Origin of the sequence: Spirosoma oryzae, assembly GCF_003002825.1 — a bacterium.
GTDB classification, from domain to species: Bacteria; Bacteroidota; Bacteroidia; order Cytophagales; family Spirosomataceae; genus Spirosoma; species Spirosoma oryzae.
This window is the reverse complement of record NZ_PVTE01000007.1, coordinates 297,166-320,264: the sequence shown is the minus strand read 5'-3', so window position 1 is coordinate 320,264 and position 23,099 is coordinate 297,166. Positions and strand designations below refer to the sequence as shown.

19 protein-coding genes are annotated in these 23,099 nt (G+C 56.8%); 17 read left to right on the top strand and 2 right to left on the bottom strand.

Translation table 11 applies throughout. The features are described 5' to 3' along the window. Positions 1–21: 21 nt before the first annotated feature. From hisC to CLV58_RS10575, 13 genes are all read left to right on the top strand, one after another. Positions 22–1,179: a histidinol-phosphate transaminase gene (gene hisC / locus CLV58_RS10635; RefSeq protein WP_106137771.1), complete on the top strand. Its 1,158-nt coding sequence runs from the start codon at positions 22–24 to the stop codon at positions 1,177–1,179. An 80-nt stretch (positions 1,180–1,259) separates the two neighbouring features. Further along, positions 1,260–1,790 (top strand): hypothetical protein, encoded by a 531-nt coding sequence (locus CLV58_RS10630; RefSeq protein ID WP_106137770.1) that lies wholly within the window; start codon positions 1,260–1,262, stop codon positions 1,788–1,790. A gap of 133 nt (positions 1,791–1,923) precedes the next feature. After that, a complete protein-coding gene (locus tag CLV58_RS10625) occupies positions 1,924–5,256 on the top strand; it encodes a UvrD-helicase domain-containing protein (RefSeq protein ID WP_106137769.1) in 3,333 nt (1,110 codons plus the stop codon). A 152-nt stretch (positions 5,257–5,408) separates the two neighbouring features. Beyond that, positions 5,409–6,239 (top strand): phosphatase PAP2 family protein, encoded by an 831-nt coding sequence (locus CLV58_RS10620; protein WP_106137768.1) that lies wholly within the window; start codon positions 5,409–5,411, stop codon positions 6,237–6,239. Positions 6,240–6,253: 14 nt separating this feature from the next. Further along, positions 6,254–7,213: a methylenetetrahydrofolate reductase [NAD(P)H] gene (gene metF / locus CLV58_RS10615; protein WP_106137767.1), complete on the top strand. Its 960-nt coding sequence runs from the start codon at positions 6,254–6,256 to the stop codon at positions 7,211–7,213. Positions 7,214–7,289: 76 nt separating this feature from the next. Continuing rightward, positions 7,290–8,843 (top strand): glycoside hydrolase family 32 protein, encoded by a 1,554-nt coding sequence (locus CLV58_RS10610; protein ID WP_106137766.1) that lies wholly within the window; start codon positions 7,290–7,292, stop codon positions 8,841–8,843. A 201-nt stretch (positions 8,844–9,044) separates the two neighbouring features. Beyond that, the gene (locus tag CLV58_RS10605; protein ID WP_106137765.1) at positions 9,045–9,929 is read left to right on the top strand and encodes a cell division protein FtsX; all 885 of its coding nucleotides are present in this window, start codon (positions 9,045–9,047) and stop codon (positions 9,927–9,929) included. A 51-nt stretch (positions 9,930–9,980) separates the two neighbouring features. Then, on the top strand, positions 9,981–10,328 hold the full coding sequence (locus CLV58_RS10600; RefSeq protein WP_425443506.1) for a DUF3098 domain-containing protein: 348 nt from the start codon (positions 9,981–9,983) through the stop codon (positions 10,326–10,328). Positions 10,329–10,440: 112 nt separating this feature from the next. Continuing rightward, positions 10,441–11,286 carry an undecaprenyl-diphosphate phosphatase gene (locus CLV58_RS10595; RefSeq protein WP_106137764.1) on the top strand — a complete coding sequence of 282 codons (846 nt, stop codon included), beginning with the start codon at positions 10,441–10,443 and terminating at the stop codon, positions 11,284–11,286. 135 nt (positions 11,287–11,421) lie between these two features. Further along, the gene (gene truB, locus CLV58_RS10590) at positions 11,422–12,141 is read left to right on the top strand and encodes a tRNA pseudouridine(55) synthase TruB (RefSeq protein ID WP_106137763.1); all 720 of its coding nucleotides are present in this window, start codon (positions 11,422–11,424) and stop codon (positions 12,139–12,141) included. Positions 12,142–12,170: 29 nt separating this feature from the next. Then, complete coding sequence (locus CLV58_RS10585) at positions 12,171–13,097, top strand: bifunctional riboflavin kinase/FAD synthetase (protein WP_106137762.1); 927 nt, start codon at positions 12,171–12,173, stop codon at positions 13,095–13,097. 152 nt (positions 13,098–13,249) lie between these two features. Beyond that, on the top strand, positions 13,250–13,861 hold the full coding sequence (locus CLV58_RS10580; RefSeq protein WP_106137761.1) for a 3'-5' exonuclease: 612 nt from the start codon (positions 13,250–13,252) through the stop codon (positions 13,859–13,861). Between the two features lie 62 nt (positions 13,862–13,923). Next, positions 13,924–14,313, top strand: a complete 390-nt coding sequence (locus tag CLV58_RS10575) for a hypothetical protein (RefSeq protein WP_106137760.1) — start codon at positions 13,924–13,926, stop codon at positions 14,311–14,313. 141 nt (positions 14,314–14,454) lie between these two features. Here the strand turns inward: CLV58_RS10575 and CLV58_RS10570 are convergent, their stop codons facing one another. Together CLV58_RS10570 and CLV58_RS10565 are read right to left on the bottom strand one after the other, a co-directional pair. After that, positions 14,455–15,036, bottom strand: a complete 582-nt coding sequence (locus CLV58_RS10570; RefSeq protein WP_106137759.1) for a pseudouridine synthase — start codon at positions 15,034–15,036, stop codon at positions 14,455–14,457. Positions 15,037–15,095: 59 nt separating this feature from the next. Further along, the gene (locus CLV58_RS10565; protein ID WP_106137758.1) at positions 15,096–15,875 is read right to left on the bottom strand and encodes an exodeoxyribonuclease III; all 780 of its coding nucleotides are present in this window, start codon (positions 15,873–15,875) and stop codon (positions 15,096–15,098) included. 186 nt (positions 15,876–16,061) lie between these two features. Between CLV58_RS10565 and CLV58_RS10560 the strand changes: the two genes are divergently transcribed. The 4 genes from CLV58_RS10560 (at position 16,062) to CLV58_RS10545 (ending at position 23,083) form a co-directional block, all read left to right on the top strand. After that, a complete protein-coding gene (locus CLV58_RS10560) occupies positions 16,062–16,640 on the top strand; it encodes an RNA polymerase sigma factor (RefSeq protein ID WP_106137757.1) in 579 nt (192 codons plus the stop codon). Positions 16,641–16,878: 238 nt separating this feature from the next. Further along, on the top strand, positions 16,879–17,934 hold the full coding sequence (locus CLV58_RS10555) for a FecR family protein (RefSeq protein WP_170108678.1): 1,056 nt from the start codon (positions 16,879–16,881) through the stop codon (positions 17,932–17,934). A gap of 191 nt (positions 17,935–18,125) precedes the next feature. After that, a complete protein-coding gene (locus tag CLV58_RS10550; RefSeq protein ID WP_106137755.1) occupies positions 18,126–21,584 on the top strand; it encodes a SusC/RagA family TonB-linked outer membrane protein in 3,459 nt (1,152 codons plus the stop codon). Positions 21,585–21,634: 50 nt separating this feature from the next. Further along, on the top strand, positions 21,635–23,083 hold the full coding sequence (locus CLV58_RS10545) for a RagB/SusD family nutrient uptake outer membrane protein (RefSeq protein WP_106137754.1): 1,449 nt from the start codon (positions 21,635–21,637) through the stop codon (positions 23,081–23,083). Positions 23,084–23,099: the final 16 nt, after the last annotated feature.

Sequence of the window (23,099 nt, the reverse complement as noted above, 5' to 3'; positions counted from 1 at the left end):
CTTTTCTCTTTCCTCAAAATCATGTTTCAACTCGATACACTGCTTCGCCCGCACATCGCTGCGCTGATCCCCTATTCGTCGGCACGGGATGAATACACCGGTACGGTGGGCGTTTTCCTCGATGCCAACGAAAACCCGCTTGGCTCAACCACCACCGAAGGCGATTACAACCGCTATCCCGACCCGCATCAGCAGGCAATCAAGCAGCGGCTGGCCCCCATCAAAGGCGTCCGCCCGGAACAGATTTTCCTGGGCAACGGCTCCGATGAACCCATTGACCTGCTCGTACGCGCCACCTGTCGGCCCGGCCTGGATGGGCCCAGCCAGGATAGGCCCGGCGTCGATCATATTCTGATTATGCCCCCTACTTACGGCATGTACGAAGTGTCGGCCTCGATCAATGACGTAGCGATTACGAAGGTGCCGCTGACGCCCGATTTTCAGGTCGACACCGACGCCGTACTGGCCGCCATTACCGACACGACAAAGCTGATTTTCCTGTGTTCACCCAACAATCCGTCGGGTAACCTGCTGCACCCCGACGCTATTCGCCGGATTCTGGAAGCCGCCCAGACAGCGCTGGTTATTGTCGACGAAGCCTACATCGACTTCGCCGACGTGCCCTCCTGGGCAGCACAGCTCGACCAATACCCGAACCTCGTCGTGCTGCAAACGTTCTCGAAAGCGTGGGGGCTGGCGGGGCTGCGGCTGGGTATGTGTTTTGCCTCGCCGGAACTGATTGCGGTGATGAACAAGATCAAGCCGCCGTATAATATTTCGGCACCGACGCAGGCGCTGGCGCTCGACGCGCTGACCCACGAAGCCGACAAACGGCAGATGGTCAGCGAGATCATGGCCGAGCGGCAGTGGCTGGCCGACGCGCTGCAAACCCTGCCGATAGTACAGCATATTCATCCGTCCGACGCAAACTTCCTGCTCGTCCGTTTCGCCGATGCAAAGGGTACCTTCAAGTATCTCATCGATCAGCAAGTCATTGTGCGGGACCGCTCGTCGGTAAAACTCTGCGACGGCTGTTTGCGCATTACCATTGGCACACGGGCTGAAAACGAGCGGCTCATCGAGGTGCTGCGCCATCCCGCCCCGGCCCCGGCCGACGATCAGTTGCCGCTGGGCACGGGCGATCAGGCGACAAAGCCCGAACTGGTGTCGAACGACTGATTATCTTTGGCTACTGTTACGGCCACGGCGTCGCGATTTCGTAGTGCCGTGGTCTTTTGTTTACCCCAAATCGTTTGCGTATGCGTAACCTCGTTTTTCTGACTACCGTCTTGGTACTTAGCTTATTCGGCACCCTCAACTGCGCTCAGGCGCAGTATAACAACTGGGCCGTTGGTTTCCGAATCGGCGAACCGGCAGGTATCAACGTCCGCAAATACTTCGGCGAGAAAAAAGCGTTCGACCTGAACGTCGGCACGTTTGGTGGCCTGTATGGTACGAACCGGAGTTACCGCAGCGGACAGTACCGCAGCGTCGGCTTTTCGGTACAGGGGCACTACATTCACTACGCACCGATTACCAAGAGCGAAAGCATCCGGGGCTATTACGGCTACGGCGGTCAGATCAACACGCGCCGGTATTACCCGGTCCGGCTCAACGGGGAGTACGAAAACGCCCTGTCACTGGGCGTGTCGGGCATTGGCGGGGTCGAGTTTTTCCCGCCCAACAAACCGTATTCGTTCTTTCTGGAAACCGGCGTTTATGTCGAGTTACTACAGGCACCGTTTTTCCTGAACCTCAATTCCGGTCTGGGGCTGCGGTATAATTTTTAATGGGTTACGGTATTCAGTCTACGGTTTACAGTGCGCCGAGCGTTCATCCTGTCGCTCAGCTCACGAACGAATACAGTCCTTACTCCCGTAAACCGAAAACGGTGAACCGAATACCGTAAACCTTTCTCAAGCCTTGTTTAAAATCTATAGTTCATCGGCAGGTTCCGGCAAGACGTACACCCTCACCAAGGAGTACCTCAAGCTGGCGTTGCACCCCGATCAGAAAGATGATTATTTCCGGACGATTCTGGCGGTGACGTTTACCAACGCAGCGGCCAACGAGATGAAAGACCGGATTCTGAAGGAGTTGCAGAAAATGGGCGGCACGGAGGAAGCGACCCCGCTGCTCAACGACCTCACGGCTGAACTGTATGACAAGGCGGTGCCGGGCACAGCCTTGTTCGCTGACGCGCAACAGTTCATTCGGCAGAAAGCCGAGCGCGTATTTCGGACCATCCTGCACCGGTACGCCGATTTCAGCGTCACCACCATCGACTCGTTTACGCAGCGCATCGTTACGGCTTTCACCGATGAACTGGGCCTGCCCTATTCGTTCGAGGTCGAGATGGATACCGACGAAGTGCTGGGCGAAGCGATCGACACCCTGCTCGAAAAGGCGGGCACCGATGAGATGGAGGAGATTACGACCGTGCTGCGGGAATACTACATGCACACGGCCACCGAGGGCGGTAGCTGGATGATGCTCCCGGAAACCCTCAAGGAATTTGGCTACAACCTGACCTCCGATCAATTTTATCAGGCTGTCAATGCCGCGCAGGAGCTGACTCCCAAAGCATTACGGGGTATCCGGCAGCAACTCCTCGACCACAACAGTCAGGTCGACACCGATATCGTCGCACTTGGTCAGCGGGCGTGGGGCCTGATTACCGAACAGGGGCTGAGCGAAGCCGATTTCAGCTACGGCAATGCCGGTGTCGGTGGCTTTATTCGGGCAGTGGCCCTGGGCGACTCGGGTAAGGAAGTCGGCACGCGTGTTCTCAACGCCATTAACGAGGGAGCCTGGTACGGCAAGAAAGCCCCAATGGCCACGCAGGGCAGTATCGATAGCATGGCCCCCGACCTGACCGATTGCATTCAGCAGATTATTGCCATTCGGGAAGAGCGCGGCAGTCAGGTTACGCTGTTCAACGCGCTGCTGCCCCATCTGCAAAAGCTCGCGCTGCTGAAGCAGATTCGACTCGAATTCGATGAGCTGCTTCGGAAAGACGGGCGCGTGCACATCTCGGAGTTCAACAAGAAAATCCTGAACATCGTCACGTCGGAGCCGGTACCGTTTCTGTACGAGCGGCTCGGCACGCGCTACAACCACGTGCTGATCGACGAGTTTCAGGACACGTCCCGGCTTCAGTTTGCCAACCTGCTCCCGCTGATTGAAAACTCAGTGGCCGCCAGTCAGTTCAACCTCGCCGTGGGCGATGGTAAACAGGCGATCTACCGGTTTCGGGGGGGCGACATGGATCAGATCGTATCGCTGCACAAGGGAGACCTGGCCAGTCTGCGCGAAGCCCACGGCCCCGACAGCTGGACCGCCGATCGAATCGATACGCTCCACGGTCACATCGAACCCGCCCTGCTCGATACCAACTGGCGCAGTGCGCAGCCTATCGTTCGGTTCAACAACGACTTCTTCGAACACACAGCCCGCCGGTTCGAGAGCGAGCACCGACGGGTAAGCGACGTCTTCGACGCGGAGCAGCAATTCCACCAGAAAGTCAGCAGCCGGGCGAATCCGGAAGGGCACGTACAGATTGATTTCGTGGCGGCCAATCTCGACGAAGGCATCGACCTGACCGGGTCGATGCTGGCGAAAACACTCGAACACCTCAACAAAGCCATAGCTGACGGCTACACCTACGGCGACATCGCTATTCTGTGCCGGACCAAACGACACGCCCGCGCCCTGGCCAACGAGTTGTACAGCCAGCATATTCCACTGGTGTCGGCCGACTCGCTGTCGCTCGAATCGTCGGAGCCGGTGAAATGGCTGGTCACGGTCATGCAGGTGCTGCAACGGCCCGATCAGAAGCTGCTGCGCTACGAACTGTTGTACCTGTTTCAACGGGTTGTCCACAACGTATTTCCCGACAATGAACTGGCAAGCGCCCTGCGGCAGGTCGCCGAAACGGGACACGAAGCCGTGTTCGACTACCTGCGCGACGAAGGCTATCCGCTCGACCCCCATGCGCTGAGTCAGTTGAATCCGTACGAGCTGGCCGAGCGGCTGACGGCTCAGTTCAACCTGTTTTCGCAGACCGAGCACAACCCGTTTTTGTTCCGCTTCCTCGATGAAGTGCTGACGTTCAACGCCAGACGAAGTGGTCACCTAAGCGATTTCCTGCTGTACTGGAAAGGAGCAAGCAGCAAGATTTCGGTCGAAGGTACCAAGCGCGACGCCGTTCATATTCAGACGATTCACAAATCGAAAGGACTGGAATTTCCGGTCGTCATCATTCCGTTTGCCAACTGGCAGACAAGCCCTTCGCCCCGCAGTACCATCTGGGTCGATCTCGCTGACCTCCGCACCGACAAGCTGGCTTACCAGACCGAAACCGGCGAGTTGATGCGGCTGCTAAGTGCGCCCGTACACCCGGTCAGCAACCTCAAAAAGACGCCCGACGTCGTTCGGCATCAATACGAAGACGAGGTAACGCGGACGTTCCTGGAGAACATGAACCTGCTCTACGTGGCGTTCACCCGCGCGGCCGACCGGCTGTACGTCGTCAGCGAGCAGCTCCCCGATTTCAACAAAGGCCGTGATTCCGTTACGCAGTGGCTACACGGTTTTCTGCGCGATAGTCTGGTCGCCCAAACATGCGGCTGTGGCTGGCAGGAAGGTCAAAGCAGCTACGTCATCAGCGACTGCATACAGCGGTGCGAGCCGAAAGAAAGTACGACCAGCTACGCGATTGAGCTGGACGAGATCATCAGCGGTAGCCGGGGGCAGGACCTGCAACTGCGTCGGCAGGCCGACCGTGTGTTCGACGTCGCGACCTTCGAACGAAACCGCGAGCAGGACCGCAAACTGGCGGCTGCGCTGAGTCTGATTCGCGGTCCCGGCTGCATCGACAAGGCGTTGCGCCAACTGACGAGCGAGGGCCTGGTCCGACAGTCGGAATGTGAGGCTTTGAGTGAGCGCCTACAGGCCATCGTGGGGCATCCCGACCTGACCGGCCTCTTCGACCCGACCCGCCGAATCGACACCGACCGGAGTATTCTGAGTGCGCGTCGGCTTCACGGTGCTCCGCATCGCGTGGTTCACGGCCTGCACAACGAGATAACGCTGATTCAATACATATCCCCTTCCGAAACCACCGACGAATCGATGACCGACCCGGCCGACGGTCTGCGGTATTTCATCCGCCTGTACCGCGAGATGGATTTCCCCGAAGTCGACGGACGATTGGTGTATCTATACGAAGCACCCGTCGTTGTCCGGATAAACTAATTGCTGCCAGTATTTTGTAGCCTGGACCTCCAGGTCCGGGTGGCCATCAGGCCAACTTTTGTAGGCGGCAGCTTTTTGGCCGCTGCGCGTCCACCCGGACCTGGAGGTCCAGGCTACAAAATCATCAGGCTACACCCACAATCACCTATGCTATGCGCTTTTTTCATCACATTACCCTTGTCGCCGGCTTGTTTACAGCCACCACGGTTTCCGGACAAACCCAGTCGCCTTACGAGTTGCGGACGGGACGTGAACTCAGTCTGTTCGGCGTGGGGGCCGCAACGGGGATCATGGCGCTTGTGCTGGAGAAGGCGGTTGACCCGCTGACACCCGCTACAATCGCGACCCTCGACCGATCGACAATCAATGCCTTCGATCGGGGGGCCACATACCGCTACAGCCATACCGCCGACCGACTCAGCGACGTAACACTGGCTGGAAACGTAGCCCTGCTCGGTGCGCTAACCCTGGGTACTCAGACGATGCGACAGGAGGTAAAAACGGTCGGTGTCATGTTCCTGGAAACGGCCCTGCTGGCCAATGGTATTCAGCGTTCGGTGAAGAACATCGCGCAGCGTACCCGCCCCTACGTCTACAACCCCGACGTACCCCTGGCCGACAAGCTGGATCGTGAAGCCCGGCAATCGTTCTTTTCAGGCCACGCGACCAATGCCTTCGCAGCCGCCGTCTTTACCGGCACGACATTCAGCCATTATTTCCCGACCTCGCGCTACCGCTCCGTGGTGTGGATTGGCTCGCTCGGTCTTGCGTCGGCCACGGCGGTGCTGCGCTACGAAGGCGGGCTGCACTACCCCACCGATCTGCTTGCCGGGGCCGCGTTCGGGTCGCTGGTAGGCTGGGGCATTCCGAAACTGCACGAAGTCAAGAACCGCTCCGGTATCGGGCACCGACTCGATATCCAGCCGTTCAGCAACGGGCAGGCCAATGGAATTTACGCCCGACTACTCGTGTTTTCCCGTTAGCTTTGCGTGCTCCCATGACGAAAATTACCGACCACATCAAGGCCGCCAACGGCAAACCAATCTTCTCCATTGAAGTAATTCCGCCCATCAAAGGCGACAACCTGAAGAACCTGCTCGACAACATCGAGCCGCTGATGGAGTTCAAGCCGCCGTTTATCGACGTCACCTATCACCGGGAAGAATACATCGAACGGCCCATGCCCGACGGATCTATCCAGAAAATCGTGACCCGCAAACGGCCCGGTACGGTCGGTATCTGTTCCGCCATCCTGCACCGGTTTGGCGTTGATCCCGTGCCGCACGTATTATGTGGCGGCTTCTCGCGCGACGAAACCGAGGATTTCCTGATCGACCTGCAATACATCGGCATCGACAACGTACTGGTGCTGCGGGGCGATCCGGCCAAACCGTTTTCAACCTTCAAAGCCAAAGAGAACGGCTACTCGTACGCCAGCGAACTCGTCGAGCAGGTAGCCGACATGAACCGGGGGCACTATCTTCACGAGGAAGACACCGCCCTGGCACCGAGCAACTTTTGCATTGGCGTAGCGGCCTACCCCGAGAAGCATTTTGAAGCACTCGATCACGATACGGACTTTCAATACCTGAAACAGAAAATCGACAAGGGGGCCGATTACATCGTCACGCAGATGTTTTTCGACAACCAGAAGTACTTCGACTTTGTCGACCGTTGTCGGCAGGCAGGTATCACCGTGCCGATCGTTCCCGGTCTGAAGCCGCTTAGCACCCGCAAGCAACTCCAGATTCTGCCCAAGCTCTTTCACCTGGAAATGCCCGCCGATCTGGTGAAGGCCGTAGAACAGTGCGAAAACGATCAGCAGGCGCGGCAGGTCGGTGTGGAATGGGGTATTCAGCAGTGCCGCGAACTGATGGCTGCGGGCGCACCGGTGATGCACTTCTACACGATGGGTAAAGCCGACAATGTCATGAAAATTGCCAAGGCAGTATTCTGATTACCATTGGCTAAACCGCCGTAGTTTTTCTGCGTCTAATTCCCGTTCTTACGTACTGTTCTGTACTCCCGTTTCCATGATCCGCGTTTTGTCGCTTGTCGTTTCAGCAGGCCTGATGGTCCCTACCCTGCTGGCGCAGCGTATGCCCACTGATACGTTTTACCAACAGCCATTTCGGCCCTTTTTCCATTACACTCCGCAAAGCAACTGGATCAACGACCCGAACGGGCTGGTATACTTCGACAGTGAATATCACCTGTTTTATCAGCACAATCCGCAGGGTACGAAATGGGGGCATATGAGCTGGGGGCACGCCATCAGCCGCGATCTGGTTCATTGGCAGGAGTTGCCCATTGCCATTCCCGAAGCGGGGCCGGTCATGATTTTCTCGGGTAGCTGCGTCATCGACAAAGCGAACAGCAGTGGCCTTGGCGTAGGTGGCAGACCACCGATGGTCGCTATCTTCACGGGTCATCGCGCCGACAACCAAAGTCAGTACCTGGCGTACAGCAATGACAAAGGCCGCACCTGGACCCGCTATGGTACCCAACCGATTCTCGATCTGGGAAAGAAAGAGTTTCGTGACCCGAAGATATTCTGGTACGAACCGGCGCAGCACTGGGTGATGGTCAGCGTTTTATCACCTGAACGCAAGGCGCTTTTTTACACATCGACCAACCTTAAAAACTGGACCCGCTCCGGCGAGTTTTCCATTGATGCTCCGGCCCCGAAACGACCCGGTGCTCCACCGACGGCACGGGGTGGTATCTGGGAATGTCCTGATCTCGTTGAATTACCGGTCGAAGGGTCGATGGAACGTAAATGGGTACTGCTGCTATCGGTCGGTAGTGGTGCCGTCGCCGGTGGGTCTGGCATGGAATACTATGTCGGTCAGTTCGACGGGCGTACGTTTACCCGCGACGCAGCCACCGCTGCCGCCCGTCCCGTCGACTGGGGAAAAGATTACTACGCTGCCGTTACGTTCAACAATATGCCGATTCGGGGCAACCGGGGTGCAATCAGCATTGGCTGGATGAACAACTGGCAGTATGCTACCGAGACACCGACCCGTTCCTTCCGGGGGGCCATGTCGTTGCCCCGCGAACTGCGCCTGACGAAAGCCGCGACGGGCTACGAACTGCGGCAGCGCCCGGTTCAGGAGTTAAAAAGTTTACTCGGACCCGCCTTTCAGTGGGCGGGCTTTGACCAGGGCGCGCTCAACCAAAGCCTGACCGACAACGGCTTTTCGGGCGACACCTACCAACTGACGCTCGATCTGGAAGCGACGAAAGCCGAAGCCGGCGTACGCCTGTGCCGCAACACAGACCAGGAAACCGTGGTAGGCTACGATCCCGTTCGGCAACTGCTCTACGTCGACCGGACACGCTCGGGTGATGTGGCCTTCGCCCGTGACTTTCCGGGTCGGTTTGCCGCCCCCGTAAAACCGCAGAACGGCCGGGTGTCACTGCAAATATGGGTCGATCGGTCGTCGGTTGAAGTATTCGCCAACGACGGACAGGTAACCCTGACCAACCAGATTTTTCCCGCGCCCGACAGTCGGGGCATTCAGTTTTTCGGCGACGGGTTGCGTTCAGCCAGTATTCGGCCGATTGAGCCAATCTGGAAATAAGTTTTTTTGAGTTGTAGAGTTTTAAAGTTTTAGGGTTGTAAAGTTGGCTGGCGCGTCCGAGTCTGGCGGTAACAACTTTTCAACCCTACAACTTTAAAACCCCACAACCCCCGTCCTCCGGGCGGAAGGCTTAAATTTTCTTAAATTCGCCCATCGCCCGAATTGGGTTCTTATTTTTGTTTACTAACACGATCCGGCTGAATGGCTCGTAAAAAGAAAAAAGTGGGGGCCTACCCCGCCGGCATGATTCTGTTTAGTCTCACGCTGGCGCTGTTTCTGATTGGTTTTTGCGGGATGCTGGCCATCGAATCCAAACGACTGGTGCAGTACATCCGGGAAAACTACGAAGTGCGGGTCTTTCTCGACAAGGACATCGACTCGACCCGGGCGGCTACGCTGATGTACCGCACGCTGGCCAACAAGCCGTACACCTTGTCGACCGACGGGAAGCCACAGCTTACGTTTGTGTCGAAAGATGCCGCTGCCCGTGAGTTCATCGCCGAAACGAAAGAGGATTTTTCCCGCTTTCTGGACGAGAATCCGCTACGCGACAGCTACCGGCTCAAGCTCAACGAAGCCTACTTCGATGAGTCGAAACTGGCGGGCGTCAAGAAAGACCTGGAACGCGTCGATGGTGTCTTTGAAGTGGTGTACCAGGAAAATCTGGTCGACAGCATCAATCGCAACATCAACCGGATTTATCTGGTGATGGGTGTTTTTGTGGCCGTTATGCTCCTGATTATCGTGGTGCTGATGAACAACACCATTCGGCTGGCGCTATACTCGCAGCGTATGCTGATTCGGAGTATGCAACTGGTCGGTGCAACCAACAGCTTCATCACACGGCCTTTTCTGGGTCGGGGGGTGTGGCAGGGGGTCATAGCCGGTGTGCTGGCGGTCGTCATGCTGCTGGTCGGGTTGCAGCTAGCCACGCATAACCTGCCTGAACTGGCTTACTTCCAGGACACGCCCAAGCTGATTATGCTGCTGGCAGGTCTGGTCGGTTTAGGAGCCGTCATTGGCTTCGTCAGTACGTTTCAGGCCGTTCACCGCTACCTCGGCCTGACGCTCGACGAATTGTATTAGTAGTAGTTGAAAACTAAATGCCGCCCGGCGGCTTTATAACGAAGAAACAGTATGACCATGGCGAAAGATAAGCAATCGGCTCAACCGACGCTGACGCGTGAGGAGCCACTCCGTAAAACAGCAACGACCACGTCGACCGATACAGCCACCCGGACCCCGTTTACGCGTCCGACGGTATCCGAGCCTTCCCGGCAGGCGGCTGCGTTGCCATTTGGCCGGCAGAACTATACGCTGATGCTGGCTGGTATCGGCATTATTCTGGCCGGCTTCTTCATTATGAGCCTCGACAAAGAAGAGTTTGGCTTCGGCTTCCTGGGCCTGACGCTCGGTCCGATTGTCGTAATGGCGGGCTTTATCCTGGAGTTTTTTGCCATCCTGGCCCGGCCGAAGCAGGCATAGTTGTACAGTTACAGGGTTGTATGGTTGTATAGTTAGCTGGCGCGATGAATATCGGCGGACTTACTCGACAACTCTATAACTTTACAACCCTACAACTGCACGACTTTTTTCAATGGATCTGATTCACGCGATTGCGCTGGCCATTATCGAGGGACTGACGGAGTTTCTGCCAATTTCCTCGACGGGGCACATGATTATTTACTCTTCACTGGCGGGCATTGCCGGTAACGAATTCACCAAACTGTACACGGTCGACGTTCAATTCGGTTGCATTCTCTCGGTATTAGTGCTATATCACCGCCGGTTTCTGGTCGATACGCGCACCGACGATTTTATAGCCCCGGCCTGGGCACAGCGGCTCCCCCAGAAAACGCAGCGGCTCGCCGATTTTTATTCTAAAATTCTGATCGCCTTCCTGCCGGCGGCTGTCATCGGCTTCTTACTCAACGACTTTATCGATTCGCTGCTCGAAAACGTAACGGTCGTTGCCATCATGCTGGTTGTCGGCGGCTTTATTCTGCTCTTCATCGACAAGATCACGCTGGCTCAGCCCAAAGATCATGACGTCACCGCGCCCGACGCCTTGCGCATCGGTTTTTTCCAGTGTATCGCGATGGTACCGGGTGTATCGCGTTCAGCAGCTACCATTATCGGCGGTATGTTTCAGGGACTTACCCGTACCCAGGCCGCCGAGTTTTCCTTTTTTCTGGCCGTCCCGACTATGGCTGCGGCATCGGGGTATAAGCTGCTGAAAACCTACGAGCTCCTGCAACCCGACGACTACAAGATTCTGTTGCTTGGCAATACCATCGCGTTCATCGTCGGCATGCTGGCGATCCGTGGTTTTGTTGGCTTCCTGACCAAGCACGGCTTTAAAGTGTTCGGCTACTACCGAATCGTTGTCGGTCTGATTTTGCTGGGTCTGCTCGCAGCCGGCGTCAAGATCGACGTATTATAACCGGCTTTACAGTGTTCAGTATTCGGTTTACGGTGGTTTTTGCTGGGAGCATGTGCCATCTGAACGGAGCAATCCGAAAACCGAATACTGTAAACCGTAAACTGACTACCGTATACCCGCAAACTGAATACCTTTTTGACACAGCCTACTCCTGACCCCGGACAAGTCATTCTGATTGATAAGCCGCTGACATGGACGTCGTTCGACGTAGCCAACAAGCTGAAATACGCCTGTAAGTTCAAGAAAATCGGGCATGCCGGTACGCTCGATCCGCTGGCAACCGGCCTGCTGATTCTTTGCACGGGCAAGATGACCAAACAGATCGATCAGTATCAGGCGCAGGAAAAAGAATATACCGGCACGCTGGTACTGGGAAAAACGACGCCATCGATCGACCTGGAAACAGCCGTCGACGCCGAGTACGACACGAGCGGCATTACGCCAGATGCCATTCGCGACGCGGCCCGACAACTGACGGGCGAGGTTACACAAGTGCCGCCCATCTATTCCGCTATTCGGGTCAATGGGGAGCGCTTGTACGAAAAAGCCCGGCGGGGCGAAACAACGGAGATCAAAAGCCGACAGGTCACGGTGTCGGTTTTTGAGGTAGACACCACGCGGTTCCCCGAAGTCGATTTCCGTATCGTATGTTCGAAAGGCACTTATATTCGCAGTCTGGTACGCGACCTTGGGCTGCTGCTGGACAATGGGGCTTACATGAGTGCGTTACGCCGAACCCGTATCGGCAGTTTTCGCATTGACGACGCGGATTCACTCGAAACGTTCATAGCCCGGTGTCAGGCAGACCGACAGCCGCAGCCTGACCAACAGCCGCAGCCTGACCAACAGCCCTGACCTTAGTACCTGCCGACTCATCAACGTTTATGCTTATTCATCGCGGTCTCGACGAATTACACCCCCTCCCCAACGCCGTTGTCACAAGCGGCACGTTCGACGGGGTACACCGGGGCCATCAGACAATTCTGGCCCGGCTGACCGAAGTTGCCCGGGCGAGCGGGGGCGAATCCGTGCTGATTACCTACTGGCCCCATCCCCGAACCGTGCTGTCGAACGATAGCATGGACCTGAAACTCCTGACGACGCTGGACGAGAAAATCGACCTGCTCGAACAGGCGGGCGTCGATCATCTGGTTGTCATTCCGTTTACGCGCGCCTTTTCCGAACTATCGTCGGCGGAATACATTCGGCAGGTGCTGATCGACAAGATTGGGACGCGCAAGCTGGTGATTGGCTACGATCATCGCTTTGGCCGCGACCGGGAAGGCGGTTTCGACTACATTCAGGCGCATCAAAACGAGTACGGGTTTGGGGTCGAAGAAATTCCCCGGCAGGATATCGAAGCGGTGGGCGTCAGTTCATCGCGCATTCGGGCCGCTCTCGACGCTGGACAGATCGACATCGCCAACCGGCTGCTGGGGCGCCCATACAGTCTGTCCGGCACCGTTGTGAAAGGGCGGCAACTGGGCCGAACGATCGGCTTTCCAACGGCGAATCTACAGGTCGATGACCCAGTCAAGCTGATTCCAGCCAACGGTGTCTACGCGGTCGATGTGCTGTATGCCGGCCAGAAATTCAGTGGCATGCTGAACATTGGCTTCCGCCCGACGGTAGCCGGTACGCATCAGACGATCGAAACCTACATCTTCGACTTCGACAAAGACATTTACGGCGAACACCTGACGTTGCAATTTCGGGCGTTCCTGCGTCCTGAACAGAAGTTCGATGGTCTGTCGGCCCTGGTCAGTCAGCTCAAACAGGACGAAGCCGCAGCGAGAAAACTGTTGGTATGAGGTTTATGGTATTCGGTTTACGGTATACGGTGGTTCACAAATCGTTATTCATGTTGGATACCGACTACGACCGTATGCGGATCTAGTTTTACCAGTTATGCCGCGACCAATAAACCGTGAACTGAATACTGTAAACCGAAAACTGAACGACTATGCCTTACCTTGTACTTGACCTGGAGATGACCGGCCCGGAGCCGGATTACAACGAAATTATTCAGATTGGCGCGGTGCTGTTCGACGATCAGTGGACCGAGAAAGGACGCTACCTGACGAACGTATATCCGGAGAACGAAGACGCGTTTTCGTCGTCGTCGGAGAAGATACACAACCTGTCACTGGCCGATCTGGATGATGCGCCGATGATGTACGACGTACTGCCCGAACTGGAAAACTGGATTTGTACGCAGCTTGGTATTCGCGTTCCTGCCGGTCAGCTCGATCGGACGCCCTACCTCCGCGACGTGATTATCTGCGGGCAAAGCGTAATCAACGACATCAATTTTCTGAAAGAAGCGTACCGCTACGAAAAGCTGAAGTGGCCTTTTTCGCGCGTCCTGCTCGACCTGCACACGCTCGGCTATTTTACTTTCCGCGTGCTCAAAGCCAACGGGCAGAAAACACCGGATCGGCTTAGCCTGACCGCCATTGCCGCTCACTTCGGCTTCGCCCGTGAAGACGGCTTTCACAATGCGCTGGAAGACGCGGATCTCACCGCTAAATGCCTGAAGGAAGTCTTTGCGCTCGCCGATCGAATGAAACTGTAAAATGTGTCGATTGGCACTTTTTCTGCTTTTGGCTACCTTCAGGCACACAACCTGATCCACTCATGATTCTACGTTACGCTCCCCTGGCAGCGGGTCTCCTGCTGGCTGGCTGCTCAACATCGGCCATCGGCCCCGGAACGGCATCGTCTATAAACGGCTCATATCAATTCGCCGAGTACTCGACAGCCACGTCGCTGGATATGAATCCAACGGGAACCGCCACTGTAACCGCCACCGACGATACGCACGTGGCCATACTCGTAAAAGGCATGTCGGGTAAAACGCGGGTTACGTATTCGTACACAAACGTCGTTGTCGACGGCCCTGGTCCCGATTCGTATACACTGCTGTATAAGGGCCATACGATAGGCGAAGCGGGCAACGATGGCCTGAATCGCTACCTGACGCTGACACCCAGCAGCAGCATTATCATCAAATCGATCGAATATTAGCAGATCGTTTCAGCCCCAGCCCTGTTCGGTCTGAACGCTGAACACCTGGTCTGTAGTCACTTTTGTCTTTAGGCTTATGCCCACCTGTATCAACAACTTTCGTTAATACAGTTGGGCATAAGTCTTACGCGGATGGTGGATTTACCGCAATCGCAGCCCCTGACGAACAGTCGGCCAGTCGAGCTGACGGACATCGCCCGGCTGCATACCTTCAGCGGTCAGGTCTTCGATAGCCCAGCGTACCAGCCGTAAGGTCGGGAATCCGACAGCGGCCGTCATCCGGCGCACCTGCCGGTTTTTGCCTTCGTGCAACCGGATCGACAGCCAGGAGGTCGGGATAGCGGCCCGGTACCGAATGGGCGGTACGCGCTCGGGCAGGGCGGGCTCGGCCAGCGGCCGCGCATCGGCGGGGCGGGTATGGTAGGGCTTACCATCGACCGAGATCGTCACCCCCGCCGACAGTTGCGCACAGGCGTCGGTCGTCAGTGCCCCATCGACCTGTACGTAGTAGGTCCGATCGTGCTGAAATTTAGGATTCAGCAGCCGGTGATTCAGCTGCTTATCGCTGGTCAGCAACAGCAACCCTTCACTATCGGCATCGAGTCGCCCAACCGGATATACATCCGACGGAAACCGAAAATCAAGATCAGCCAGTGTCGTCTTGTCGCCCTCCCGGCTAAACTGCGACATCATCAGATACGGTTTGTAAATAAGGTAGTACATGAGTCAAAGAGCGAAAGAGTGAATGAGTGAAAGAGCGATGGTGTAGAAGATTCGCTCTTTCACTCATTCACTCTTTCGCTCTTTAAGGACAGCCAAACGGGGCAGTGGTCGGCGTGGACGGCGTCGGGGAGCATGGTGCAGTCCTGAATACGGTGGCGGAGGGGTTCGCTGACCGACGCATAGTCGATACGCCAGCCTTTGTTACTACTGCGCGCACCGGCCCGGTAGCTCCACCAGCTGTAGGCCACGTCGGCAGGGTGTTTATGGCGGAACGCATCGATCATGTCGGCCGCAAACCAGCGGTCCATCCAGGCCCGCTCGTCGGGTAGAAAGCCGGTTACGTTCTTGTTACGGACGGGGTCGTGAATGTCAATCGCAGTATGGGCAATGTTGTAGTCGCCCACTACAATCAGGTTGGGTCGCGTCCGACGGAGTTCCTGCACGTAGTCGTAAAAATCCCGCAGAAATTCCATCTTGACACCTTGACGCACCTCCCCCGTCGTACCGGACGGGAAATAGCAGTTCAGGACCGTCAGATCATCAAAATCGGTGCGCAGGATACGCCCTTCGCAGTCGTAGACCGACAGACCGCAGCCCATCACGACGTTGGTCGGGGCGATGCGCGAAAACGTAGCGACGCCGGAATACCCTTTCTTTTCGGCTGCGTGCCAGTGGTACTGATAGCCCAGTTGCTCGAAGGGCGTCAGGTCGACAACGTCGTGCGTCGCTTTCACCTCCTGAAAACAAAGAATATCGAAGTTATGCTGAGAAAGCCAATCGGCCAGCCCGTTACGGAGTGCCGCCCGGATGCCATTGATGTTGTACGAAATAAGCTGCATAGTTGATTATTGGCGCGATGGCCACCAATTGACTGCAAGTTACCGCTGTCGGTGCATCGTACCACCGTTCTGTGCAGCAATCCCGAAAGACGGCCAATTAACCGATGGACTATCCTGATATTTCCTGCTCAGGTTGTACTTTCACCAACAAAATAGTTACTCCCGCCCGTACCCGCCCCGCTGAATATGACTGTTACCGCTGAAGACGAACTATGGCAACGTTTTCGATCCGGTGATGAACAGGCTTTTACGGCCATTTACAACACCTATTTCGCCACGCTGTACCGGTATGGCTACCACATTGCCAGCGACGATGAGCTGGTGAAAGATACGATACAGACGCTGTTTGTCGAGCTTTGGCGGGCACATCGAACGCTCTCCCCCACCGACTCAATCAAGTTTTACCTGTTGAAAGCTATGCGTCGGCAAGTATACCGGGCCATCCGGCAACAGACGCCCGCATTGATGGGTACTGATGCTGACAACTCGCTGGGGTTTTCACCGGAATTTGATTTTATCACGCTGGAAGTGCAGCAGCAGCAACAGGCCCAGCTCCGGCAGGCCATCAATCAGCTTAGCCACCGCCAGAAAGAAGCCATTACGCTCCTGTATATCGACGGACTGTCGTATCCCGAAATTGCGGATATGATGGCGGTGCAGGTTCGTACGGTATACAACCTCGTCTATGAAGCGCTCGAACGACTTCGTAAACTGCTGAGTCAGCCGGGTTTCTGGTTATTAACACTGATGGGACTGATGGTTTAAACACGGAGATAACAGAGGGAAGGCACAGAGTAAACGGAGAAAAGGCACCGATTAGATCAAGTTCGGCCCGCCTGTACAATGCACCCGCGACGACCGGGCTGAAACTAGCTTATTTGTCTCTGCGTGCTCCGTGAAAACCTCTGTTTCCTCTGTGTTTAGAAAAAGTATCAAAATTTTTTCACCCCAACCCGGTAAAAACGCCAAACAATCGCCATTGCTTTTCCGAACCGACCCAATCTTGCTACAGTCAGGTATCAGCGGGTGGGCGTTAGGCATGAAAAACGAGTATTCTTCAGCGGAAGCACTTGCCGCCGACCCCGCGTTTATCGAGTGGGTACAACACCCGACCCCGACCAACACGGCTGTCTGGGAACGGTGGCTGGTCCAACACCCCGACCGATCAGCAGAACTGAACCTTGCCCGGCAGTTGGTGACGATGTGGCAGCTTTCGCCCATCAACCCACCGGCCGACGCGCAGGCTACGGTCTGGGCGGCTGTTCAGGCGCAGAAAAACAGCCCTGTCTACCCCGTTCGTCAGCACCGTCCAGCCCCCACCCGTCGCCGGCGTACTGGCGCACTGGCAACGGTAGTCAGTGCAGTACTGTTGCTGGTGGGAACGGTCTGGTACTGGCAAACGCAGCCGGTGGTCGAGTACGCGGGTGCCGACGAACCCCGAACGGTAACGCTGCCCGACGGCTCGACGGTCGTGCTGAATACCGGCGCGTCGGTGCGGTTCCCCCGGCATTGGTCGGCCGACGAAGACCGGACGGTATGGCTGGTGGGAAAGGCGCAGTTTTCGGTTACCCATCAGTCGAACAAGCAGCGGTTTATCGTACAAACCCCCGATCAACTCCGGGTCGAAGTGCTGGGGACGGTTTTTACTGTCGATGAGCAGGAACGGCAAACACGCGTCGTGCTCAACAGCGGTCGGGTTCGTCTGCACATGGCTGGTCAGCCGAAGCCCATCAACATGGTACCGGGCGAACTGGTTGACATTCCCGCGAACACCAGGCAGGCTATTGTCCGTCGGCGGGTCGAGCCGGCCGTGTACAGCGCCTGGACGACGCGGCAGTTTATTTTCGACAATACGACACTGGGTGATATGGCCGATCTGCTGACGCAGGACCTCGGCTACCGAATCGAGTTCGCTGATTCTACGTTGCGTAATCGCCGGATGACCATTCATTTGCCCACCCGCGACCCCGCCATACTACTGGCCGCCATCGCTGAAGCCAACGACCTTACCGTATCCACCGTAACCCCCAACCACATCCGTATCAGCCCAAAACTGTAGCCGATGGTGTCGCCTGGCGCTAGTGTGTAGCCTGGACGTCCACGTCCGGGTGGCCGTCAGGCCAACTGTTTACGGTGGATGCTAACAGGCCGCTTCGCGTCCACCCGGACCTGGAGGTCCAGGCTACACACATACACCAACCACCGTAAACCGTAAACCGAGAACTGAAAACCTGAATAATCCTCCGTTATATGCCAAACGATTTACCCATTTACCGCCCCGTTGCGACCGGCCTGCTGCTGACCCTGCTGGGTTGTCAGTTGCTAAACGCGCAACCTGCCGTACCACAACTGCTGGCGACGACCCGGCAGAGTCAGGTCGTTCACCGATCCAAAGCCGTTCGGTCGACCCGCGAGGCCCTCGCCGAACTGGAACGACGCTACGGTGTGACGATTGGCTATGCCGCCACTACGCTCGATAACCGACCTGCACCGTCGGACGACTGGATGCAGGCAGCCGATCTGAAAACCGCCTTGAATCGCCTGCTCATCCCGCAGAATCTGACGGTCAAGCAGGTCAAAAAAGATGTGTTCATCGTAAAGCCCGCCAACCGGTCAGGTAACGACGGATCAGCCACGACTACCAACCCGACGCATGCCAGCATCGAGTCGCTGGGGACTAATTTCGGGCAGGCGGTTGCCGTGACGGTACGAGGCCGCGTGACGGGCGAGGACGGGCAGGGTATTCCGGGCGTCAGCATCGTGCTGAAAGGCACCAATACCGGCACCGTCACCAATACCGACGGCGACTATTCGCTGACCGTTCCCGACGCAAACGGCACGCTGGTCTTTTCGTTTATCGGCTATACCACGCAGGAAGTTCCGGTCAACAATCGCGCATCGATCAACGTAACGTTAAAAAACGACATCCAGCAACTGGGCGAAGTTGTGGTTGTCGGGTACGGTACGCAGGAAAAGAAAGACGTGACCGGGGCCATCTCGGCCGTGAAAGGGGCTGATATTCAGAACCTGCCGTCGGGTGGGGCACAGCAGGCCTTACAGGGCCGGGCAGCGGGTGTCAACGTCGTGCGGAACGGAGGTGCGCCGGGCAATGCGGGCTCCATCCGCATTCGGGGACTGGGCACGGTCAACAATGCCGACCCCCTGATCGTCATCGACGGAGTACCGGCCGGTAGCATGAACGATGTCAACCCCAACGACATCGAAAGTATCGACGTATTAAAAGATGCGTCGGCTTCCGCGATTTACGGAACGCGGGCTGCGAACGGCGTTGTCCTGATTACAACGAAACGCGGCCGGTTCGACGACAAACTTCGGTTCACCGTCAACGGCTATACGGGCGTATCGAACCGCATCAAAACGCTGCCCGTACTAGACGCACCCACGCTGGCTGGCATCAAGCGGGAAGCCTACACCAACGACGGCTTGACGGTTCCATCGATCTGGCAGGATGCGCAGTACCAGACCCAGCAGACCAACTGGCAGGATCAGATTCTTCGGCAGGGCACGACGCAAAACCTCGACGTAGCGCTGCGCGGGGGTGGTAAATACTCGTCGTTTGCCATTTCGGGCGGGTATTACAACGAAACGGGTATCATCGGCAACTCGTATTACAAACGGTACACGTTCCGCATTAACTCCGATCATAAGATTACCGAGCGGCTCAAAATCGGGCAGAACCTCCAGTTTACCAACACCCACGACAACGCGCCCAATACCCTCTCAGCACAGGACGGACTGCTCTGGAGCGCGATCCGGTTTCACCCCGGCCTGCCGGTGATGAACGCCGATGGCACCTACAGCACCACGCAGGGAAAAGGCGCGTTCGGCGACATCAACAACCCGCAGTACACCATCGATACGCAGGATAAAGACAACGCCCGCAACCGACTGCTGGGCAGCGTAACGGGTGAGTTCGAGATCGCGAAAGGACTAAAGGCACGCGCCAACCTTGCCCTCGACGCGACGTTCACCAACACGCGCGAATTTGCTGTCAAAATCACCGACCAGTACCGTACCAACCAGTATAACCAGTTGACACTCACCAACGACAAGTACTGGGCCTTTTTGCAGGAATACTTTCTGTCGTACGACAAATCGTTCGGGCAGCACACGGTTGGGCTGGTAGGTGGTTACACCTCGCAGACCTTCAACGACCTGTATTCGGGAACGCGGGGCCGCGAATTCGCCAGTGAGGACCCCGACCTGCGGTACATGCGCTACGCCGGTTCGATTGTCGCCATCGGCAATGGGCAGGATGGCGGTCGTAGTTATGACGCGCTGCAATCGGTATTCGGCCGGGGTACCTACGCGTACAAAGATCGCTACCTGCTGACCGCTACGTTCCGCGCCGACGGCTCATCAAAGTTTGCGCCGGGCAACAAATGGGGTTACTTCCCGGCTTTCTCGCTTGGCTGGCGCATCTCCGACGAACCGTTTTTCAAGAACGCCCTGTCGACCGTCAGCAACCTGAAACTGACCGGCGGCTGGGGTCAGCTAGGCAACCAGAACATCAACTCACTGCAATACCTCGCGCTGATCAACTCGAACTACCGCTACTCGTTCGGGGATCAGAATACGTCGGGTTCCGCGCAGGGACGACTGGCCAATGCCAACATCGGTTGGGAAACGGCGGAGATGAGCAACTTCGGCCTTGACGCGGGCTTCCTGCAAAATAGCCTGCAGGCATCGGTCAACTACTTTATCAAGGACACGAAGAACATGCTGCTGTCGCCCCCTTCGCTGGGCACGCTGGGCCGAGCCTCCATTCCCGATCAGAACGTAGGGCAGCTACGCAATCAGGGCCTTGAACTGGAACTGAGCTATCAGCACAAAGTGGGCGACCTGACCCTGTCGGTCAGCGGTAATGCGACATTCATCAAGAACCGGATCACTAAACTGCTGACGCCCGGCAGCTTCCTCGGCTCGCAGACGTACGGCCGCACCGATCAGGAAATTACCCGCAGTTATGAGGGCTATGCCTACGGCACCTTCTACGGCTGGCGCACCAACGGCCTCTACCAGACGCAGGGCGAAATCGACGCTGACCCCGCACTGGCCAAGGACCCTCGCCGGGCGCAGGGCCTGATTCATCCCGGCGATGTACGCTTCCAGGATTTGAACGGTGATGGCGTAATCGACAACAACGACCGCACGATTCTGGGTAGCCCACAGCCAAAAGTTACCTACGGCTTGAATACGGGTCTGACCTACAAAGGCTTCGACCTGACGCTGTTCTTCCTCGGGCAGGGTGGTGTCGATATTTACAACGCCGACCGGATGCAGGGGCTCGACGCCAGCTACTCGTTTAACCTCTACGCCGACGAAACGAACCGCTGGACCGGCCCAAACACGAGTAACAGCATTCCGCGTGTCAGCATCACCAACTCGAACCGTAACTTCCGCACCTCCGACCTGTTCATCGAGCGGGGCGACTTCCTGCGGCTGAAAAACCTGACCCTCGGCTATACGCTGCCCAAGCCGCTGATGAACCGGCTGGGGCTGTCACAGGCGCGGGTTTACGTGACGGGACAAAACGTGCTTACGTTCACGAAGTACTCCGGCCTGAACCCCGAACTGGGCTTTGCCGATGGCGACCGGTCGCAGGGGCAGTACGCGCAGCAAAACGTCGATTACGCGCAGTATCCGCAGGCCCGTACCTTCACGCTGGGCGCGACACTGGCATTTTAAACCCATCGTATTCTGTCTGAAACGACCCTCTTAAAACGACATTTCTCCCAATGAAACATATACCTGTACTAGCCAGTATGCTGTTCGTACTGGGCCTGACGAGCTGCCAGAAAGACCTGCTCGAATCGACGCCCTACGGCCTGACGGCGTCGAACAAATTCTGGCGCAACGGCGACGACGTCGTGTCGGCAACCAACGCAATCTACGCTCCACTGCTCGACGAAGACGGTTTCGCGCATACCGAATACACCTTCGACAACTGCTCCGACGACATGAACCGGGCAGGCGATCACCCCGATGAAACCTCGCTCGAACTGTTCACCTTCGACCCGACAAACACGCACATTCTGAACACCTGGTCGACCAAGTACGAAGTCATTTCCCGCGCCAACGCCGTACTGATCAACGCGCCGAAGGTGACGATGGACGAGAGTATCCGCAACCGCAGTCTGGGCGAAGCGTATTTCCTGCGCGGTTTCGTGTACTGGCGGCTGGCGGTCATCTACGGTGAAGTACCTATCCTGCTCGAAGCCGACGTACTGGCCGGCAATTTCAACAAAGCCAAATCGTCGCTGGCGGATGTACAAGCACAGGCCGAATCCGATTTCCTGAAAGCGGCCAGTCTGCTACCGGTATCGTACGGTGGCAGCGACGTGGGTCGGGCTACGCAGGGAGCCGCCAATGGGTTCCTGACCAAGCTGTACGTGTACCAGTCGCAGTGGGCTAAAGCCATTGCCACCGGGACCAAAGTGATTGGCAACTCGGCCTACCAGCTGGCCCCCAGCTTCGACCAGAATTTCCAGTTGGGTACGGAAAACAACTCCGAAATCCTGTTCTCGCTACAGTACAAATCGGGCTGGACAACCGACGACTCCCCGGCCTACTACCACACCGTGGGCTCATGGGGCGGCTGGGGTTTTCACGAACCCATCGCCGACCTCGTCAACGAGTTTGAAACAGGCGACCCGCGCCGGGTTTACACCGTACTGGTCGACGGCGATCAGGTCGACCGGAAAGCGAACGGTATCAGCACCTTTACCCCCGACCTGACGCGTGTAACGGGCCATGCGTTCCGCAAATACACCAACTTCACCGACGCCGGCGACATGGATCAGGGGCTCAACGCGCCCTGGCTTCGGACGTCGGATGTTTACCTGCTGGTTGCCGAAGCCAAAATCCGCTCGGGCCAGTCGGGCGATACCGAGTTGAATACCGTACGGAAGCGGGTGGGTCTGAAAGCGAAAACGGGCGCGACCATGACCGACATCATGCACGAGCGCCGGGTCGAGCTGGCGGGCGAAAACGAACGGCACCAGGATTTGATGCGCTGGGACAAAGCCGGCCTGATCGACATTGTGTCGCATTACAAAAAAGACCGGGGTCCGTACAAACCCGGCCGTACGTTCGTCAAGCCCAAGCACTATTATTTCCCCCTGCCCCAGCGCGAAATCGACCTGAGCAATGGTGTGCTGAAGCAAAATCCGTACTACGTGAATTGATGGTATCGACTGGTGG

Excerpts from the sequence above, each read along its gene's own strand:
- hisC (WP_106137771.1), top strand. The coding sequence starts at position 22 with ATGTTTCAACTCGATACACTGCTTCGCCCGCACATCGCTGCGCTGATC.
- CLV58_RS10630 (WP_106137770.1), top strand. The coding sequence starts at position 1,260 with ATGCGTAACCTCGTTTTTCTGACTACCGTCTTGGTACTTAGCTTATTC.
- CLV58_RS10620 (WP_106137768.1), top strand. The coding sequence starts at position 5,409 with ATGCGCTTTTTTCATCACATTACCCTTGTCGCCGGCTTGTTTACAGCC.
- metF (WP_106137767.1), top strand. The coding sequence starts at position 6,254 with ATGACGAAAATTACCGACCACATCAAGGCCGCCAACGGCAAACCAATC.
- CLV58_RS10610 (WP_106137766.1), top strand. The coding sequence starts at position 7,290 with ATGATCCGCGTTTTGTCGCTTGTCGTTTCAGCAGGCCTGATGGTCCCT.
- CLV58_RS10605 (WP_106137765.1), top strand. The coding sequence starts at position 9,045 with ATGGCTCGTAAAAAGAAAAAAGTGGGGGCCTACCCCGCCGGCATGATT.
- CLV58_RS10600 (WP_425443506.1), top strand. The coding sequence starts at position 9,981 with ATGACCATGGCGAAAGATAAGCAATCGGCTCAACCGACGCTGACGCGT.
- CLV58_RS10595 (WP_106137764.1), top strand. The coding sequence starts at position 10,441 with ATGGATCTGATTCACGCGATTGCGCTGGCCATTATCGAGGGACTGACG.
- CLV58_RS10585 (WP_106137762.1), top strand. The coding sequence starts at position 12,171 with ATGCTTATTCATCGCGGTCTCGACGAATTACACCCCCTCCCCAACGCC.
- CLV58_RS10580 (WP_106137761.1), top strand. The coding sequence starts at position 13,250 with ATGCCTTACCTTGTACTTGACCTGGAGATGACCGGCCCGGAGCCGGAT.
- CLV58_RS10575 (WP_106137760.1), top strand. The coding sequence starts at position 13,924 with ATGATTCTACGTTACGCTCCCCTGGCAGCGGGTCTCCTGCTGGCTGGC.
- CLV58_RS10570 (WP_106137759.1), bottom strand. The coding sequence starts at position 15,036 with ATGTACTACCTTATTTACAAACCGTATCTGATGATGTCGCAGTTTAGC.
- CLV58_RS10565 (WP_106137758.1), bottom strand. The coding sequence starts at position 15,875 with ATGCAGCTTATTTCGTACAACATCAATGGCATCCGGGCGGCACTCCGT.
- CLV58_RS10560 (WP_106137757.1), top strand. The coding sequence starts at position 16,062 with ATGACTGTTACCGCTGAAGACGAACTATGGCAACGTTTTCGATCCGGT.
- CLV58_RS10550 (WP_106137755.1), top strand. The coding sequence starts at position 18,126 with ATGCCAAACGATTTACCCATTTACCGCCCCGTTGCGACCGGCCTGCTG.
- CLV58_RS10545 (WP_106137754.1), top strand. The coding sequence starts at position 21,635 with ATGAAACATATACCTGTACTAGCCAGTATGCTGTTCGTACTGGGCCTG.